The sequence below is a fragment of the Blautia sp. RTP21359st1_E11_RTP21359_211015 genome (assembly GCF_040910705.1).
GTDB classification, from domain to species: Bacteria; Bacillota; Clostridia; order Lachnospirales; family Lachnospiraceae; genus Blautia_A; species Blautia_A fusiformis.
Genome location: NZ_JBDGAB010000070.1, coordinates 1 through 17,312, shown reverse-complemented (window position 1 = coordinate 17,312; position 17,312 = coordinate 1). Strand labels below are relative to the sequence as shown.

The 17,312-nt window shown below is 41.6% G+C and carries 11 protein-coding genes and 1 pseudogene; 2 read left to right on the top strand and 10 right to left on the bottom strand.

What is annotated here, in order from left to right:
* Positions 1 to 987: CAP domain-containing protein (locus AB5026_RS16960; RefSeq protein WP_368213954.1), on the top strand; the 987-nt coding region annotated here is incomplete at its 5' end.
* Positions 988 to 1,972: 985 nt separating this feature from the next.
* On the opposite strand, the pseudogene AB5026_RS16955 reads toward AB5026_RS16960, so the two are convergent.
* From AB5026_RS16955 to AB5026_RS16940, 4 genes and pseudogenes are all read right to left on the bottom strand, one after another.
* Positions 1,973 to 2,368: pseudogene (locus tag AB5026_RS16955) on the bottom strand (RNA-guided endonuclease InsQ/TnpB family protein); the annotation flags it as partial.
* Positions 2,369 to 2,921: 553 nt separating this feature from the next.
* On the bottom strand, positions 2,922 to 3,650 hold the full coding sequence (locus AB5026_RS16950) for a DUF3800 domain-containing protein (protein ID WP_173733978.1): 729 nt from the start codon (positions 3,648 to 3,650) through the stop codon (positions 2,922 to 2,924).
* Positions 3,651 to 3,761: 111 nt separating this feature from the next.
* Positions 3,762 to 3,947: a hypothetical protein gene (locus tag AB5026_RS16945; protein ID WP_173733977.1), complete on the bottom strand. Its 186-nt coding sequence runs from the start codon at positions 3,945 to 3,947 to the stop codon at positions 3,762 to 3,764.
* 114 nt (positions 3,948 to 4,061) lie between these two features.
* The gene (locus tag AB5026_RS16940; protein ID WP_368213952.1) at positions 4,062 to 11,813 is read right to left on the bottom strand and encodes a SpaA isopeptide-forming pilin-related protein; all 7,752 of its coding nucleotides are present in this window, start codon (positions 11,811 to 11,813) and stop codon (positions 4,062 to 4,064) included.
* A 390-nt stretch (positions 11,814 to 12,203) separates the two neighbouring features.
* On the opposite strand from AB5026_RS16940, the gene AB5026_RS16935 reads away from it, so the two are divergent.
* A complete protein-coding gene (locus tag AB5026_RS16935) occupies positions 12,204 to 12,530 on the top strand; it encodes a hypothetical protein (RefSeq protein WP_368213950.1) in 327 nt (108 codons plus the stop codon).
* Between the two features lie 70 nt (positions 12,531 to 12,600).
* Here AB5026_RS16935 and AB5026_RS16930 read toward each other — a convergent pair whose 3' ends face one another.
* The 6 genes from AB5026_RS16930 to AB5026_RS16905 form a co-directional block, all read right to left on the bottom strand.
* Positions 12,601 to 13,413, bottom strand: a complete 813-nt coding sequence (locus tag AB5026_RS16930) for a nucleotidyl transferase AbiEii/AbiGii toxin family protein (protein WP_368213949.1) — start codon at positions 13,411 to 13,413, stop codon at positions 12,601 to 12,603.
* Positions 13,414 to 13,956 (bottom strand): hypothetical protein, encoded by a 543-nt coding sequence (locus AB5026_RS16925; RefSeq protein ID WP_173733974.1) that lies wholly within the window; start codon positions 13,954 to 13,956, stop codon positions 13,414 to 13,416.
* A 204-nt stretch (positions 13,957 to 14,160) separates the two neighbouring features.
* Positions 14,161 to 14,307, bottom strand: coding sequence for a hypothetical protein (locus tag AB5026_RS16920; protein ID WP_368213947.1), 147 nt, complete (start codon positions 14,305 to 14,307; stop codon positions 14,161 to 14,163).
* A complete protein-coding gene (locus tag AB5026_RS16915; RefSeq protein ID WP_368213945.1) occupies positions 14,291 to 15,208 on the bottom strand; it encodes a leucine-rich repeat domain-containing protein in 918 nt (305 codons plus the stop codon). The genes AB5026_RS16920 and AB5026_RS16915 overlap by 17 nt, the downstream gene beginning before the upstream one ends.
* 94 nt (positions 15,209 to 15,302) lie before the next feature.
* Complete coding sequence (locus tag AB5026_RS16910; protein ID WP_195657220.1) at positions 15,303 to 15,947, bottom strand: hypothetical protein; 645 nt, start codon at positions 15,945 to 15,947, stop codon at positions 15,303 to 15,305.
* A gap of 50 nt (positions 15,948 to 15,997) precedes the next feature.
* Entirely contained in the window at positions 15,998 to 16,624 is a 627-nt protein-coding gene (locus AB5026_RS16905; protein WP_368213944.1) for a hypothetical protein, read from the bottom strand.
* Positions 16,625 to 17,312 lie beyond the last annotated feature (688 nt).

Here is a 17,312-nt window from a genome sequence, read left to right as displayed (position 1 = left end):
AAGACCCTGAAATACGTTCACAAGTCCAGCCGCAAGTACCCGGTTGAAGCCGGAAGAACTTACTACTATATGGTAAGAGGTTATAACAAGACGTTTAAGACTTACGGCAGTTACAACAAAGCAGGACTGCAGGTTGTCATTCCAGAGAGACCGGCTGCAACGCCTACTGCCGTTCCGACAGTTGCGCCGACAGCAACGCCGAAGCCGACACAGAAACCGAAGCCGACGGCAACACCAAAGCCGACACAGAAGCCAAAACCAACGGCTACTCCGAAACCCACACAGAAGCCAAAACCTACCGCAACACCAACCCCAGACCCGGACAGCCCGTCTGAGATTAACAAAAAAATCAAAGAGGTAGTTAAGCTGACAAATCAGGTCAGGGTTAAGCATGGTTCAGTAGCTGTTGTTGAAGATGCCGCTCTTGATGCCGGTGCAGCGGTCAGGGCGAAGGAGATTTATACAAAGTTTAGTCATAGAAGGCCAGACGGAAGCAATTATGGTACTGCTTATTTTGCCGCAGGCGCTGGTAATATATTAGCTGAGAATATCACGACCGGAGATACGCCTAAGAGAGCGGTATATCTATGGGAGAACAGTCGCGGTCATCTTGTTGGAATGATTGACAAAGAAGCGACCCATATTGGCGTTGGCGTTTATAAGAATTTCTGGGTACAGATTTTCGCGAAGAACCCGGGCCAGAAATATACACTGACAGTATATGCAAACGGAGGCACGTTCCCGAGCAAGGGCGGCGTAGAGAAATTTGAGATGAGCGTTCCGGCCATGGCAGACATCAAGCTGTCAACCATTGACATTCCGGAAAAAGAAGGCAGCAGTTTTATGGGATGGACGGAATGTTATGAAAATCCATATTTTGAAGGTGGCTTAATGGATTTGGATTACATTAAAAACAATGACCTTCACATGCCTGAGAGTAAGACGCTTAAAGCCAACTGGTCGGATACCTCCGATTCTTCAAATTAAACGATACAATTTAAGCTCTCCCAACCTTTCCGGTTGGGAGAGCTTTTTTTTGAAATCTTTTTTATGTTTTTTTTGTTCTTTTTAATTATTAACGGACAGGGAAAACTGCGGCCAGGCTTGTCGTCAGGGAAGGAATATTACAAGCAGCCAGACCCGAACGGTCATGTTTTTCGTCGGTTCGAAGGTTGCTGGGTATGTACGGGGAATCGGAAATCCTATCCACGTTCTGCACTCCGGCTCCGACTTCGTCGTCGTTTGTCAGCCCTTACGGACCTGGGTTCTCACCGATTCATTTTTTAATATAGTTTATTTATCACAACCTCTATTTTAGGCAAACACATTGTGTAAAAGCGCTATATTGTATGTGAGAAAGTCAGAATAGTAGGCGGCTGCCTTCTCCTGAAGATTTTATCTAAGGAACAAAGGAGGCGATTAGAATGAAAGCTACAGTATTGCTCTTGTATTTACTGTATGACTGCGTGAAGTTTCTTTACAAAGTCGGAGTTGAGACAGACAAAAAAAAGCCGCCAACTACTCCCAATAGTTGACGACATCTTTAGTATTGCATAATTTGAAAATATAAATTAAGAAGGTAGCCCCTATTTCTGACTTTCCTGTCTCGCTTCATATTATAATAATTATAGCATTTTGTTTAGCATAATACAATATGTATATGTTTTAAGTGAACTACCCACCACTTGCTCGCGCGGAAGTGGGGGTTTCTGGTCTAAGACCATCTTTTTTCCTGCCAACGAAGAACGTAGAATTACGTTCGAAGTCGGGTAATAAGCCCTGCTGCAAAGCAGGCGAATTATCAATGTTGCACAGACAAGCCCCGGTGTTCCACCGGTTGGGTTCGATATATAGGTAATCAGGCCGCAGCCTGTTTTTCTTCAATTAGTGTCTTGAAATAGTTTAGGAAGATACGTTTTCCTTCTTCTCTGATGTTGATTGCAGCATTCCAGTCTCTGTCAATAGTGAACCCTCATTCTTCACAAACATATGTACGTTCATCAAGATTGATTTTCTGAACATGTCCGCAATGGCTGCATGTTTTAGTAGAAGCAAGCCATCGGTCAACTTTAACAAAGCATGAGCCTTTTTGCTCGAGTTTATATGTAAGCATAGTTCTGAACATTCCGAAACCATTATCATGCAGATTCTTGCCAAGCTTTAATGCCCCGCCTATTGCCCGTAGGTCAATATCTTCAACGGCAATTACATCATATTTCCTTACAAGCCTGGTGATTTCCTGCTGCAGGAAAGCATTACGCTGATTCTTAGTCTTAGCGTGGAGCTTCTGAATCTTAACCTGCAGCTTTGTGTAATTACTGCTACCTTTTTGCTTCTTTGCCAAACGCGCCTGAAGATTACCGAGCTTCTCTTCTGTTCTTTTTTATTTTTAACGTTTCTTTTCTTTACAACAACAAATTGCGATGCTATTGTATAGTTGCAAAAGAAAGGACCATCTAAAATGTCATTATCAACGGGCGTGAAAACCGCGGCCGACTTTGATGCTTCCCCGGTCTTGCCGGATTCGGCACCAGAGCACGCATGATAACTCGCCGTTACCGGCTCGTTACCAGAATAAATGCTCGCCGTATCGGCTCGGTACCAATTTGCGCAGCAAATGTCAAGCGAAGCCGTAAGGCTAGGTGCAGAGAATCAATATGATAACTCGCCGTTACATACTTGGTACACGCGAGCATAGCTCGCGGTATCATAAAGCAAATAAGAGTGCACATATTGTGCACTCTTATTTGCTTTATGCATATATTTTTAAACGAAAAAACATCCCATATCTGGAATGCTTTTCTACCAAAACACCTTGGTGGACAACACTACAGCTGCCTTACACCCTCGTGCACCGTACAGATGAATTACTTGGTATAAAAAATATAGCATATATCTTATTATATGTCAACTATTATTTTTTATTCATCAAGAAAAAGATGAGTGTCATGTCCTGAAGAAAAATCAAAAACTCTATTTCCACAGACATTATTTAATAATATTTTTACCGTTTGTTTGCTTATTTCGTCATGTTTTTCTATATTTCTATAAAATGTATTTGAAATAAAATCAACCAACTGTAAAAGTTTATGGTTTTTTGAATCAGAATACATCACGCTGAACGAATTACAAACAGGATTCATAACATTTAAATGTTGATTTAAATACCCATCCAGAGTATATTTAGCATCTGTCGAGATATTTTGTTCATCAATAATTAAATGCATATCTTGTGTATCATTGTTATATTTGCTTTTATTTCTGAAAAAATTATCATAATAGACCTGCACAATGTAATTAAATGTTCTTGCATGATTTTTTATAAATTCTTCTGTCGTATAATGGTTATCTAATACGATAATGCCAATTTCAAAATCATCTTTACATGTTTTTACAATTTTTTCATAAATCTCTTTTTTCTTCTTTTCTGAAAGTTCTGCTCCTTTTATTTCTCTATTTTTCAGTAAAAGTTTATTATATTTTTGATTTTTCCTAATTAATTTGGCAATTCCTTTTCGAAATTGTTTTTTTAATTTATCGGAATTTCTCGTGAATAGTAATGCAATGATGAAATATCTGTTGCTACTTACATCTGTCTTAGTTATGCTCCCGGATTCGTCAATAAAAACCGTTAAGTCCTTTTTATCCATAGTGTTCCCCAATCTTTATGTATAATACTAGTTTATTATACACTTTTTGCGAAGCTTCGTCTATAATTAGAGAAACATAGTTCCTAAAATGGTTGCTGCCAGAAACAATCGTTATACTGTACCAGGTGGTAAATAAAAATATTTTCGTTTTTTCACCATTTTATACATACGCTTATTTAGGAATAATACTTGATTTTTTAGCGGGGTTCCTTCTATTGTGTCGCAGCATATGCCAATTATTCCATTACGTAATACCTCTACCGAATGAATCTTTGTCACATACACTTTTAATTTCATATCATATCTCCTACTCATACTTACACAAGAAGCGCACGTTTCCGTGCGCTTCTCTTCTTATCTTTTATTTCTTTTTTTTACCACTTCATATCTTTCGTGGTTATCCATTTTCAGTTACTTCCTGCGTTTCTTCTGCTTCCGGAGATTCATAATCCTCTTCTTTCTGGCATCCATCAGGATTAATCCAGTTCCAAGAACCGCAAGTGTGCCAAATCCGATAATACCATACTTCCAGTCTCCTGCTCCACCAGACATCGGCATCTTGAACGTCGCAGAGTTTACCACCTCAAAGGTGCAGTCATAGAACTGCCACTTGTTCGTGGCCGCATCCCATGTTGCTTTTGAAGTGTCTGCTTTGTTCTTCACAGCCTCTTCTTTTGTCATTGTGATTGGAAGCGTTACAGTAATCGGGTCTTTCAGGAGTGTATGTCCTGAAGTTGTTTTTGTTTCTGTTATCTGATACTCTCCCTGGTCAAGGTTATCAAATACAACATATCCATTTACGTCTGTTGTTCCGGTCGTAGTTCCGCCAACTTTCAGCAGTCTGGTGAATCCATCTCGTGCTGTCGTCAGTTTCTCTGCTTCCTTTATGAACTTCAGTTCAAACGTTACACCTTTCAAAGGTGTTTTTCCGTCAACATCATACTTGCGGATAGTAATCTTACACGGTTTCAGCTTATTGATTGCTTCAAGCGTCATCGTCGCATTTACTCCGGTCGTCAGATATTTTGGCGTGCTGTCAACAACATATTGTCCAGGAGCCTTAATCTCTGTTATCTTGAGTTTTCCTCCGATTGGGATGACTACTTTTCCGTTGTATGTATAAAAACTGTCGCTCTTATATGTTGTGTCTGTGTTCAGGTGGGTATTATCCATCTTTACGATACCGCTTGAATCAGACGTCAGATACCAGGTTTTCTTTGTCGTGTTATCGCTGTCAACAAATTCCACTTTAAATAATACACCATTGATTACATTATTTTTTTCACTTTTTTTCGTGATTTGGAATTCATTTTTTGTGAATACAGGGTCATCGCTGAATGTTACTGTAAGGTCCTTGCTTGCGTCATTCGGCATCGTAACCTTAAGCTTCTGCGAAGCCGGTGTTGATATCGCATGTCCGGCAGGTGCCTTTGTCTCAGTGATTGTGTATTCAGCAGTCTTATTCGGAAGTTCTAACGAATTAGAGATTCCTTTTGCATTTGTTTTTAAAGTTCCTTTGAATGAGCCGCCGTCCGTGATGGAGAATTCAGCCCCTTCAAGTGAGTATCCGCTTAAACCGAGGATTTCGGAAGCGGCTTTTGATTCCTTGTGCACGGTTACTGTGAGTGGCTTAACCGGCTCGTTTATGATGCCGGATTCTGCACCGAATATCTTGACTTCGCCATATTCATCGTTGTTGGTATCATATCCCTTTCTCGTCCAGGTCTGTTCATAAACAGTATCGGAAAGTTTATAGAACTCAGGGGCCTTTGTCTCTTTACAATACAATTTGTACTGTGAAGCCTGTCCGTTGCCATCAATGCTCTCCGTTTTCAGGAACGCTTCATCAGACCAGCCGTCGCTTTTTGTCACCAGTTTTGCAAGTGCTTTTGTACATGCCTTATCGGCGTAAACGGTAAACTCAGCCTTTGCAAGCGGGTTGCCTTTCATGTCAACCTTCTTTACTTTGAACTGGAGCCTCCAGTTTGTCGGGTCGTTCGGGATACCGTCAATCGGTCCGAATGGTTTTACTTCGCCAACGGTTGTGTCGGTCTCGCCTCCATCCTCTCCGTCTCCTTCACTTGTATCCGCATTGCCTTCTGCCTGCTGTTCCTGTTCTGCTTTCTTTTTGAGTTCCTCATACTGTGCGCGGTACCACGTCTGTTTGTATACGGTGTTTGAGAGTCTATAGCCTGATGGGGCTTTTGTCTCTTTACAGTATAATGTTACAGAAACGTTTTTCCATGGTACGTCATAAGACATTGTGTCTGACATACCACCATCACCAGTTGTAAGGTCTCCTATGTAAGATGCATTGCTGCAGCTCTCATCAGAGTATACTCCAAACACTGCACCTGCCAGCGGTTTCTTGAAACGGCTTACCTTTTTGATATTCATCATGACTGTCCATGCTGAGTTATCGTTCACGATACCTGTTGCCGGACCAAAAGGCTTAACCTCTCCGGTATCCGTATTTGCAGAAACCGTATAATCTTTGTAGTTCCATGTCTGCGAGCGTACCGTATTATCAATACTATATCCCTCCGGGGCTTTCAGCTCCTTACAGTACAGAGTCACTGACTGTTTAGAGTATCCTGGGTTATATGGTATTGTGTCAGTAAGTCCTTCGTCGTTGGTTTCCAGTTCCTGGATTTTGGATGCTTCGCTGCAGCTGCTGTCTGTATAGACGCCAAACACTGCACCGGCAAGCGGGTTTCCGTTATTGTCTACCTTTTTTACGTAGTAACTAAATGCCCATAAGGTCTCCGGGTCAACGACTCCTGTCTCCGGTCCGAAATACTTCGTTTTTCCGATGGTCTCCTGTGATGACGGAACGGTATTGAACTCGTCATATGTCCACGTCTGTTCGAAGATATCGTCATTGATAGTGTATCCTTCCGGTGCCGATATTTCCTTGCAATAATATGTTACGGATTTGGTATTGATATCTGCTTTAAGTGTCTTTAAAGGTGTCAGACCATTCGCTCCGGTCTTTAGTGTGAACAGTGCGTTGTCTTCCGATTCTGCGTCATCTTTACTTACGTAAATACTGAACACGGCGCCGGCAAGCGGTTTGCCTTTGTCGTCTACTTTCTTTACCTGCATGGAGTAGTTCCAGCCGGTCTTTTTGTTTATGATTCCTGTCTTGTCTCCAAATGTCTGGAGTTCGCCAGGTGTGTTCGCATCTTTTGCTTTTAAGGCATCGTAGTCTGTCTTAGTGAATGTCTTTGTGTAGATTGTGTCTGACAGCGCATATCCTGGAGGGGCTGCGATTTCACGGCAGTATAGTGCATAAGAAGGGACATCTCCGTTAATACTTCCTGATGTATATACATCCGTATAGCCGTCGGCCTTGGTCTCTAACTGGACAATAGAGCTTTCTTTTGCTTTTGCATCCGCCTCTGTCCGGTAAAGTCCAAACCATGCTCCGGCAAGAGGCTTGCCATCCTCATCTACTTTAAACGCTCTTGCACGAATATTCCACTTTTCCTTTACCTCATCATTCTTCACTATCAGCCCTGTATTTGACAACTTGGCTACAGGATTTGTCCATGTGTTATACTTCTCATTTTTATCTGGCGCAGAGATGTTCAGTGTTCGCGGTGTTGAATCACGGTTATATCCATCGGGGGCCATGACCTCCTGCACTTTTATCGTACATACCGGCAGATAATAATTACCTGTCTTTGTATCCTGGAACAGTGCCGAACTCTTGCCTTTGTATTTTGCCTTCGCCTCGGCGCTGGCACTTGTACTGTAATCTACCAGATGGTTTTTGTCATATTTAAGCTCGCCATCCTTATCAGAAACGAAATACCAGGTGTACTTGACCTTATAATCAGCCCCACCGAGGTCGCTGTAATTCATCTTGAATACGGCACCTGCCAGGGCGTTTCCCTTTGCATCCTGCTTTCTCAGGACTCTTCCTGACCAGTGGAACGGGATATCGCGTACATAACCATCGCCAGACATCCTTGTTTTATTGGTCCTCTCTGAAACCGGTACAGCGCTGGATACATCTACTGTCTTCCCGGCCTTAACACTCACCGGTCCATAGACATATTCAATGTTGCTTGCCGTTCCGGAGATACGTCCGGTCTCTTTTACGTAATAGGTTCCGGCCCACAGTTTGACGCTTCCCACGGCAGTTTCTACCTTGCCTTTGTCGATACTGATTACTGCGTTATGTCCGGCTGTGTTTTTTGCTACCTTTGTGCATCCCTTGTTTGTGTAAACGGTAAACGTTGTTTCCATGTTTCCGATTCTGGTAGTCCTCTTTGCGATAGAGAACATATCCAGACGTTTCTTTACCGTCAGTGTTCCAGGGTTTGGTGGTTCCGTTGATGTTACATTACTTGTCGAACCTGCACCGATTGTTACCTTATGCACGGTCTTGTCAAGGCCATAACCCAGGGATGGGGTCGTCTCTTTTATATAGTATGTTCCTGAGTTCAGGCTGACAACCGCCTTTGCGTTTGTCCCGGTCTGGATTGTCTTTACGAGTTTCTTACATCCGCTGTCGGAATAGATTCCATACTTCGCGCCGCTCAGTTTGTAGCTTGAATTTCCAGATACGCCGCTTGCGTTTCCGGACACTTTTGTCAGCTGGAGTTTTCCGGTTGAAGGCTTCAGTAGGACTTTGTATAATCCAAAACCATGCTGGCCGGCAAATTTACTGGTATACATAGCGAGCACTGCGTAAGGTGTTGATGCTGTTTTGTTTACTTCTACCACACGGGCGCGTATCTTGGCTTCATACCATCCGCTGGTCGGCTTTGAAGAGTCAAACCCGGGTGTCATATGGCCTGCTGCAACTGATGCCTCTGTACATTCCATTGCCATGTTTGTTTCCCACTGGTATTCATTAAACTTAATATCTGTGCAGCTGATGCTTGGCAGTTTGATGATGAACGGATAGATGGCTCCCTTTACTGGGGTATATACCTGACCGTTCTGTAAAAACTGGTCATTTGTAAGGTTTCCATATGATACATAATCAAGCAGTACTGTTACATAGCTCTCACTTCCTCCGGCATTGTTACGGTACGCCGGTACCGTGTTCCCCTGCTTCAGTCCGGCCTGCGGGTCTGATTCGGCTGCATCCGGGTAAATGACGTAACTTGAAGACTCAAAAACATATCCACGTTTTAATTTATCCAGATTTGCCGTTATCACTTTGTTCGTTACCGGCTGCATGTCAGCCATTGAGTATCCCGCTGCGACCATGCCCGGTTCTACATCCGGGGCATCTTTATCTTTTACCGCCTGCACCCATACAGACTGTACCACTGCTGAAGACATACCGATTGTCATCATACCGGTCGTCGGCGAATATGCATAGTATTTTCCATCAAGAGGGAATCCGTTGACGGATACCATCATGGTATTGACATCCATATTCTTTCCGACCTGCACAGTCATCCTCTGGTTCATGATATCTGCGCCGCTGAATGCGGATTCGGTATCACCGTCAGTCTCTTCTGTCGTTGCGATAACGGAAGAGTTCCATGCGCTGTTGACGTCATATCCCTCGATAGAATATAAAATCTGTGTCTGAAGGTACTGTACATAATACTTGCCGTCTTCTCCATAAAATGCTGTTTTCGGGATATACAACAGTCCGGAATCCTTATCGTAATGGATTCCTTCGATTTCGTCACCGCTGACATCGTTCCTTGCCACTGCCAGGTCAACGACAGAAGCCCTCTTATCGTTATGCATCACATCAGCGAACGCAACGAAGTAATCGCTGTCCTTTCCGAGCTGATAAACCGGCACATAACCAGTCTGCTGGAACAGGAACCGGAAATCGTCTCCAGACATCATTGATTCAATCGTTTCGTTCTTATGTATCTGGTCTGCAGATGCGATTGTGGCATCCACATCCATGACATTCACCATGGAAAGTTTGGAAGGCTCGCCTTCGCCAACATAAGATTTATCTGCATGTTCTTTTACATATTTCTCAATGATTGGGTCATAAATCGTGTCATTGTCTTTTGATGTCGCAATGTCTTTATCTACAACGTCAATATCCGTATTGATATTTGCAACGCCGTTAAACAAGAGCCCTGTCTTATCGTTTGCTGCTTTATCCAGTCCATTCTTAGAGATATATCCGCTGAATTTCGCAGCGGCTTCTGAGGTAGAACCGGCAACTGCATAATAATCAATCGTCGTACCGTAGTTAGAGCCGGCGATTCTCACGCCGTCCTTTGTTGCAGCGCCGATGATATAAGCGTCATCGATTGCGCCAGGCACATATCCGGATGCGTCTTTTCCGTCATTTCCTGCTGCACCTACAACGGTGATTCCAGAATCAATCGCTTTCTGTATCTCTGTTTCAAGTACACTTGATGCAAGTGTTTTTGGAGAATACATTGACAGGTTGATGATATCCACTTCTGAGTTGATAGCATATTCAACCGCTGAGACAACAGCGGAATAAGTACCGAATCCGTCATTTCCAAGAGCACGGATTGAGAGAATCTTTGCCTCCGGGTCCTGTGATACAATATCGTTTACCATATCATCGCCATGTGTGCCTCCATTGAGGACATCATCAATCAATGATACACGGTCAATCACATTACTGCTCTCTGCTGCACCGGTATCAATCAGTGCAATGACCTTGTTTGCTGTATCGTCGCTATAGACTGTGGCTTTTGAAGAACTTTCTTCTGTATTCAGCGCAGCGACTGCGTTGTCGTCTTTTGTCATCGCTTCTGTTGTCGTTTCTGCTTCACCAGCAGTCGTTGCTTCTCCGGCCCCAGCGACATTCTCACTTGCTGCTGCAATCTTTGCGTCCGGTTCTACTGCGTCCACGTGCTCTTTGTAATAGCTGTACGCCGTCATTGCCTGCTCAGCACTTTCATACTGGAGCAGGTAGATATCACCATAAGAACCAATCATATGCTCCTTGTCAATGATATCATTTTCATCGTCCGTCATGACCAGCAGACGCGCGGAAGAGAAGTCATCCTTGTTTAATCCGCCTTCGGCATCTGATGTATCAGTGAAATGCTCAGCGGTGTCCGTATCGGTGGAGTCCGTATCAGTGGCATCTGTTTCAGCATCCTCTTCTGTCACATCTCCAGCATCTTCTTCTGCTGTTCCTGCTTCGGAACTGTCTTCAGCATCAGCCTCATTTTCAACCGAGTCCGCATTGTCTGCTGTTTCAGCCGTGCTGTCGTCAGCCGTGCCTGCGGTCTCCTCATTATCCGGGGCTTTATCCTCATCTGTTTCTGCATCGTTGCTGTTTTCGTCTGTGCCTATTTCAGTCTGAGTCTGGCCATTAGGCGAAACGTAAACATTGTCGTTGACCGTCAGGTCTCCGGTGCTGTCACTGTTGTCTTTTACATCCGCATCAGTGTTGCTGCTATCGGCAGTCTCTTCGTTCCCATCTGTTTTTTCAGTCTTATCTGTTGATTCGTCTACCGTCAGGTCACCCGTCTCGGCAGAGTCCTCTGTTTCTGTCTTTCCGTCCTCTTTTACTTCTTCTTTTTCAAATTCGACCTTAACGGTCACGTTTGAATCCATAAATACCGGATATTCAAATTCCCCGGTAATTCCATCGGTCTTTTCATCAAAACCGGAATCTTTTTCCGTATCTCCTTCAACTATATCGTAAAGTTTCAAGATATATCCTTCATCTGCATCTGCCTTCACATTTGTTACACTGTCTGCTTTTACTTCGTAAGCATACGTATAACTGTTTTTTGCTGCATCTTCGCTTGACACGAGGATATCGTCTTTGTCGTAAACATCAATCCGCATTTCATCGGTCTTTCCGTCGTCGGATTTATGATTGGCCAGCTTCACGGTCTGCTCGTCATCTTCATTCTCATCGATGACAACTTTACCACCGGCTGTCTTCAGGTTTATAAGCAGAAACTTTGTCTCTGCATCCTTTTCAGTCTCTGTGCTGTCTGAATCGGTGCTGATAATTGTCTTAGTCTCACCTTGGCTGGCATCTGTCGTTGTTTCTGTAACAGTATCCGTTCCGTTCACATCTGCGGCATAAGTCAATACCGGAGATGCAATCGTTGTTGCAGCAGTAACCGTAGCAAGCATGCTTGATGCGATTTTTGCCGCTATAGAACGTGAAGATACTTTTTTCTTTCTTCTCCGGTCCGGAGGGTTATAGCATTTTTTGTCTTTCATTTTTTAGTCTCCTTTTTATGATTTAAACTGCATACGCAGTCGTTGCTTCATTACAAAAAGGATTCCTATGGCTTATTCATTAAGGATTGAAAGAACACAGCCACTTTCTGGCTTTGCATCCAATCTTGTTGTTGTTGAATCGGCATTTTAATTCACCTCCATTTTCGCAGATATTCAGTTGTCAGGTGCTATATCTCCAAAGCAATACGCTTTCTTTCAAGATACGAGTTTGCGGTGTACCGCAATGTTCGGGGCTAAAGTCTTACGCCCTATATTTAATATGCAAAATAAAAAAATTTCGGAATGTTTTTTTAAAAAGATTTTTTAGAAAAAAACTGACATACTGTTCCTGAACGCGAAAATGTAAGAAGAAAAAAAGGAGAAACGACTATGGCAAATGCAATCGATGATACCGCGAGCTATGCCCGCGTGTACCAAACGGTCATGACCGCTGACAAACGACGACGCAGTCGGAGTGTAGAGACGTGGACGGGGTTTTCGATTCCCCGTACACTTTTGCAACCAATTATATCCGACGGACAACTTGAATTGTTCAGGGTCGGAAATCCTCCCCTGACGGCAAGCCTGGCCGCGGTTTCCCCGTCCATTGATGATGGATTCGAAATCAAGAAAGATGATGAGAACGACCCAAAGTTTGGGACTTACGAATATTTCAGGGCATCATCGACGAGAGAGAAACCGCGGTCAAACTTGTGAAGGTAATCAATAACTCGTCTGCTTTGCCGGAGCCGTTACCAAGAAATCGCAAGATTAAGAGCCCGTTGTTTTAAGCAACGGGCTCTTCCAGTGATACAATAAATTCTATATTTCGAGTCAACGCTTCTTCAGTTGTAATATCTAGCCAATTTTTTCCTGATGATTTCGCGTTGTTTTTAAAACCAATATTCGTGAAAACACGTCGAATACGTTTTGTCAGTTCAGCATACGTGGAGACTGGTAACGATTTGTCATTGAATATGTAATGTTGAATACAGGTTTTTAACTCTTCGATGTTAACGTTATCCAATAAGAAACAAATATCAAAAACGTCTTTGTATCTCGTCGAGCGTGTACCAAATCGCAGGAATGATTTTAATTTTTCTGTTAATATTTGTTCTTTTGAATTCATTAACAAACTCGCTCCATCTTTCTGAAAACAGATATCAAAACAATACTCTTCCTGCTTGATATCCAGGTCTTTATGTACGCCAATATCCAACTTGCTTTCCAATGTATTTCCGTAGTCATCCGTGATTGTAATGAATACTCTTTTTCCTTGGTAGTCTTTGTGTTTTAGTGTAGCAATTGGTGGTTTAATTGTTATATTAACACCGATTGTCGATTCTACCTTCCGTAAGAATTCAGTAATTGAGTCATCGGAAATAGAGTATTTGATGAAATCCAAATCGGCGTCCTGGGTCGCCCTACGGTCATTATGAGAAATATTTCGCATTACGACCCCGCCTTTGATAGTTACTGACCGACTTAATCCACTTGCAGCAATTCCTTTCAGAATGATGTCTTGACAAATCCTTGCGTTTGCGTCGTCCTCGTTATATCCCTTAGACTTTAGCTTTTCAGCCTCTTCTCTTACGTTCACTTACATTACCTCCATCTGTATTGTGCTTAAGATTTTGTCTCCGTTTTTAAACAACATCGCATAGTCTTCAACTTCAAAAAAATCAAGCTCATCTAAAATATTTCTGTATCCAGAGATTATTTCCTTATAATAATCCAAAGGATATCTTGAGCGAAATCGTATTAAATCAACAAGTAACCGTTCTTTGCTGTATATTCTGATTATTGTATTTTGATATTCCATATTCGTTATTCCAAATTCATATATATTATCTTTTGCGAAGTTTTGTTTTATCGTTTTACTTTTGATTCTTGAATCTTCACGTTTGGTCGTGAGCATATATTTTTCTGAAATTACGTCTGTTAATCCATAGTAATAATATGCACTGCTTCCGGAAAATACTGCATTTGGATATTTTACGCTTATAACTTCAAGGTCAGAGCAAAATCTAGTATCTGAATATAGTCCCTTTTCTTTTTGAAATAGTTTTCCTTCTTTTATTTTTTTCTTTATTTGATAATCTGTGCCGTATACCTGTAAGCACTGTGCGTATGTCATTATCATAATGTCACCTCCGAATTTGAGTAAAAGTACACATGAACTTATCTCGTGTGTATTTTTACTTAAATATATTATATGCGACTTGCTTCTTGTAGTCAAGCAATTATACACACGAATTGGGATGATGTGTATGATTACTGAAATGTCTTATTTTTTTTGCGGCTCATTTCTCCGCCAAAAGTTAAAAAAAGCACGCTTTTCGCGTGCTTAGATTTGAAGTTTCGTTTTCTTTTTCTTGTCCAGGGAATTTAAAATATAAGCGGCTGCTGTGGTCAGGCCATTATCAATAGCGGCTTGCATGGCATAGTTTAATTCTTTCTCATCCATGATATCCATCTTAACAAGCTCTGTCATGAGATAGTCTTCCTTTTCTGTTGTCAGTATCTGACAGCCTTCTGTCGCATAGCTGAATATTCTGGACATCCTTTTCAGCATCGCCATCATGCAAACTTTGCAGAAGGTAAGCCTTCAGCATTGTATTTCCGTTTCCACTTTGCACAACATCAAAAGCCTCGGCCACCGCATCTCTTCCAAACACGTCATCGCGCAGCAGCCTGGCAAGCAATGGCACATTTTCGCTTAGATATAGAATCGCGTCTTTGCCATTTTCTTTTAAGAATTCTTTTGCACCTTCATTCTTTGTATATGCAGCATACATCTCAGCAGCACACATGACCCTGTATTTCTTATTAACCGCATGTTGAAAAAGAAGTCCTTTTTGCTCTTCGTTGTCTAGATATCTTTCTGCAAGGCGCTGCATACCTGCAGCAGTTATGCTCACGGTATTTTTTGGTATCAGGATACTGCTATCTCCAACATTCAGTTTGACGGTGTACGCTGAGCCACGTCTTATTTCATCTGCATGCGAAACAAAAGCGCGCATCAGGCCTTCAGGCATGTGATGTACAGTCATTTCATCTACATACGGGAATGAGAATACGCCGATTGTTTCAACTGATTCTGGAAGGACTATAGAATTTAACTGTTTACATCCAAGAAAAGCCATGTCACCTATTGTTTTTATATTTCTACCAAAATGTATTGTTTTTAATTTCCGGCAGTGCATGAAGGCCATATTTCCAATCTTTTCCAACGAATCCGGGAAGAAAATTTCATCCATACCGGATAACATGAATGCTGAATGCGCAACTTTTTTGCCATCTTTCATTACGAACTTCTGGCGTCCTTTGGAGATTTCCACGTATCCATTTACACCATCAATCTCTTCTGTAAGAGGATATCTTTTTGTTTCCATTTTTTGCTCCTTTCTTTATATTTTCTACTGACAATATGCCGGATTTGTAAGCGACAAAAAAAGGACCGGCAAAGTGCCGGTCTTGCTTATAAGCTTATAAGTCAAAATCATCTTTGATGCTTTTGGGCTTTGCATTTAATAGCTGCAGAACATATGCCCTCATTTCCAGATAGTTTTTTACACTATCTGACTGTTTATCCAGAAAATTTACTACAAATTGTAAGTCTTCGTGTGTGGATATTACCGAATTGAGGTATATTTTTAACAGTTCGACATTTTCATGCGCAAAAATCGCGTTAAGTATGTATTTTTCATTTTCGAGCAAGTAATTTTTTAAGAAGATTCCGTTTTTCTCGTTCTTCTCTTCTTCACTCATATGCTCATAAATTTTGATAGCCACTTCTTCCTGCTCATCGTTCACTGCGTACGCGTGAGAGTTTTTTGTAATCTCTTTTAAGAGCATCTTTTTTTTATTTAATGAACATTTTTTTGAATATATATTCTTGACCTGCACGACAAATCTTCGTTTATCATCGGCTTCCATCATTTTCGGAATGACATATATGAAGTCTCCCATTTTCATTTCAAGTGCTCCACTATATTTATCCATACAAGATGTGGGGCAGTAAAACTTTGAAGTAACGATTGCTGCGCTTAAAATGGTTGGAAGTTTTCTCAATCCGATTTCGGTGTCGTTAATTTCTATTGTTTTGTTGATTTCTATTGTTTTTTCGCTCATAGTATTTTCCTTTCCTGTTTAGATTTATCTAAAATATGCAGGTTAAAAAATCAAATGGAAAAATCGTATTTTGAAATTATCTTCCTTTCGTTTAACGCCTGCAAGAGATACACTTTCATTTCCAGATAGTTTTTTGTTATATCGTCCTTTTTGTTTAGCAAATCTATTGCAAATTGCAAATCCTCTTGAGGAGATATCCGAAAATCCAAATACATTTTTAGCAGTTTAATATTTCCATGCGTAAAAATCGCCTCAAACGTATTCAGCTCCTTGTCAACCAAGTAATTTTTTAGAAGACTTCCTCTTTTACTATTCTTTTCGTTCGTATCCATTGCCTGATAAATATTGATGGCCGTTTCTTGCATTCTATCTTGAATTGCATACGAGTAAAAATCGATGGAAACATCTTTCAGTGATTGTTTTTTCTTGTCTAATGATAGCTCTTTTGTAGAAATACCTTCAATTTTGGTAATGAGCAATCGTTTGTTCAGTTTAGTCATCATTTGCGGAAAGTAGCATACAAAATCGCCTATTCTTATTTCGAAAGTTCCGCTGCATTTGGTAAAATCATGTACACGCCTTCTATATAACGGAGTGCAGATTTTCATATCCAAAATAGAAGAAAGTCGCTTAATGGCTACATCCGAATCATCAATCTGTATTATTATTTTACTCATGTTTTTTCTCCTTTTTCTTCCACTTACAATATGCCAGATTTACAGGCAACAAAAAAAAAGAATCGTAGCACGCACGACTCTTGTTCTTCTTATTTCATAATCCAGCTCCAGGTCATCCTCAGCGCGGGTCTCTGCTTCCGGTCTGTTGTTTTCAACACTTCCGCATCCGGCTTTCTTTCCTACAAAACCATTTTCAATCCTACCCGGTTATTTCTTTTCGCCTTTTCTTTTTTTCGTATTTTTTCGCAGTTTTGCACTTCCTTGATGCTCCATACCAACGTTTCGGAAAACAGATTGCAGGACTGAAAAATTTTTGATATGATACCGCGAGCTATGCTCGCGTGTACCAGACGTGGACGGGGCTTTCGGCTCCCCGTACACATTTACAACCATTATGTCCGACGGACAACTTGAAAAATTAGCCGCGGCTTCCCCGTCCATCGATAATATGTGTATGGGAAAATTGAAGATGCAAAGACGGCCTGCCTTCTCGTTGACTTTAATGAAAAAACTAACTACGGGAGGAGGTCTTATCGCCTTCTCCTAGTCTTACTACAAAGGGAGGAGGTTAAGATGTATATTACATATTCTGACTTAGGTGAAGAACCCATGACTGAAGTCACGGGCTTCCGATAGTCCGTCAGGCTTTCTTAATCTTGCGACCTGGTTATGCCTTCAGTTCTATCTT

Excerpts from the sequence above, each read along its gene's own strand:
- AB5026_RS16950 (WP_173733978.1), bottom strand. The coding sequence starts at position 3,650 with ATGGATAAAAAGGACTTAACGGTTTTTATTGACGAATCCGGGAGCATA.
- AB5026_RS16945 (WP_173733977.1), bottom strand. The coding sequence starts at position 3,947 with ATGAAATTAAAAGTGTATGTGACAAAGATTCATTCGGTAGAGGTATTA.
- AB5026_RS16940 (WP_368213952.1), bottom strand. The coding sequence starts at position 11,813 with ATGAAAGACAAAAAATGCTATAACCCTCCGGACCGGAGAAGAAAGAAA.
- AB5026_RS16935 (WP_368213950.1), top strand. The coding sequence starts at position 12,204 with ATGGCAAATGCAATCGATGATACCGCGAGCTATGCCCGCGTGTACCAA.
- AB5026_RS16925 (WP_173733974.1), bottom strand. The coding sequence starts at position 13,956 with ATGATAATGACATACGCACAGTGCTTACAGGTATACGGCACAGATTAT.
- AB5026_RS16920 (WP_368213947.1), bottom strand. The coding sequence starts at position 14,307 with ATGACAGAGCTTGTTAAGATGGATATCATGGATGAGAAAGAATTAAAC.
- AB5026_RS16915 (WP_368213945.1), bottom strand. The coding sequence starts at position 15,208 with ATGGAAACAAAAAGATATCCTCTTACAGAAGAGATTGATGGTGTAAAT.
- AB5026_RS16910 (WP_195657220.1), bottom strand. The coding sequence starts at position 15,947 with ATGAGCGAAAAAACAATAGAAATCAACAAAACAATAGAAATTAACGAC.
- AB5026_RS16905 (WP_368213944.1), bottom strand. The coding sequence starts at position 16,624 with ATGAGTAAAATAATAATACAGATTGATGATTCGGATGTAGCCATTAAG.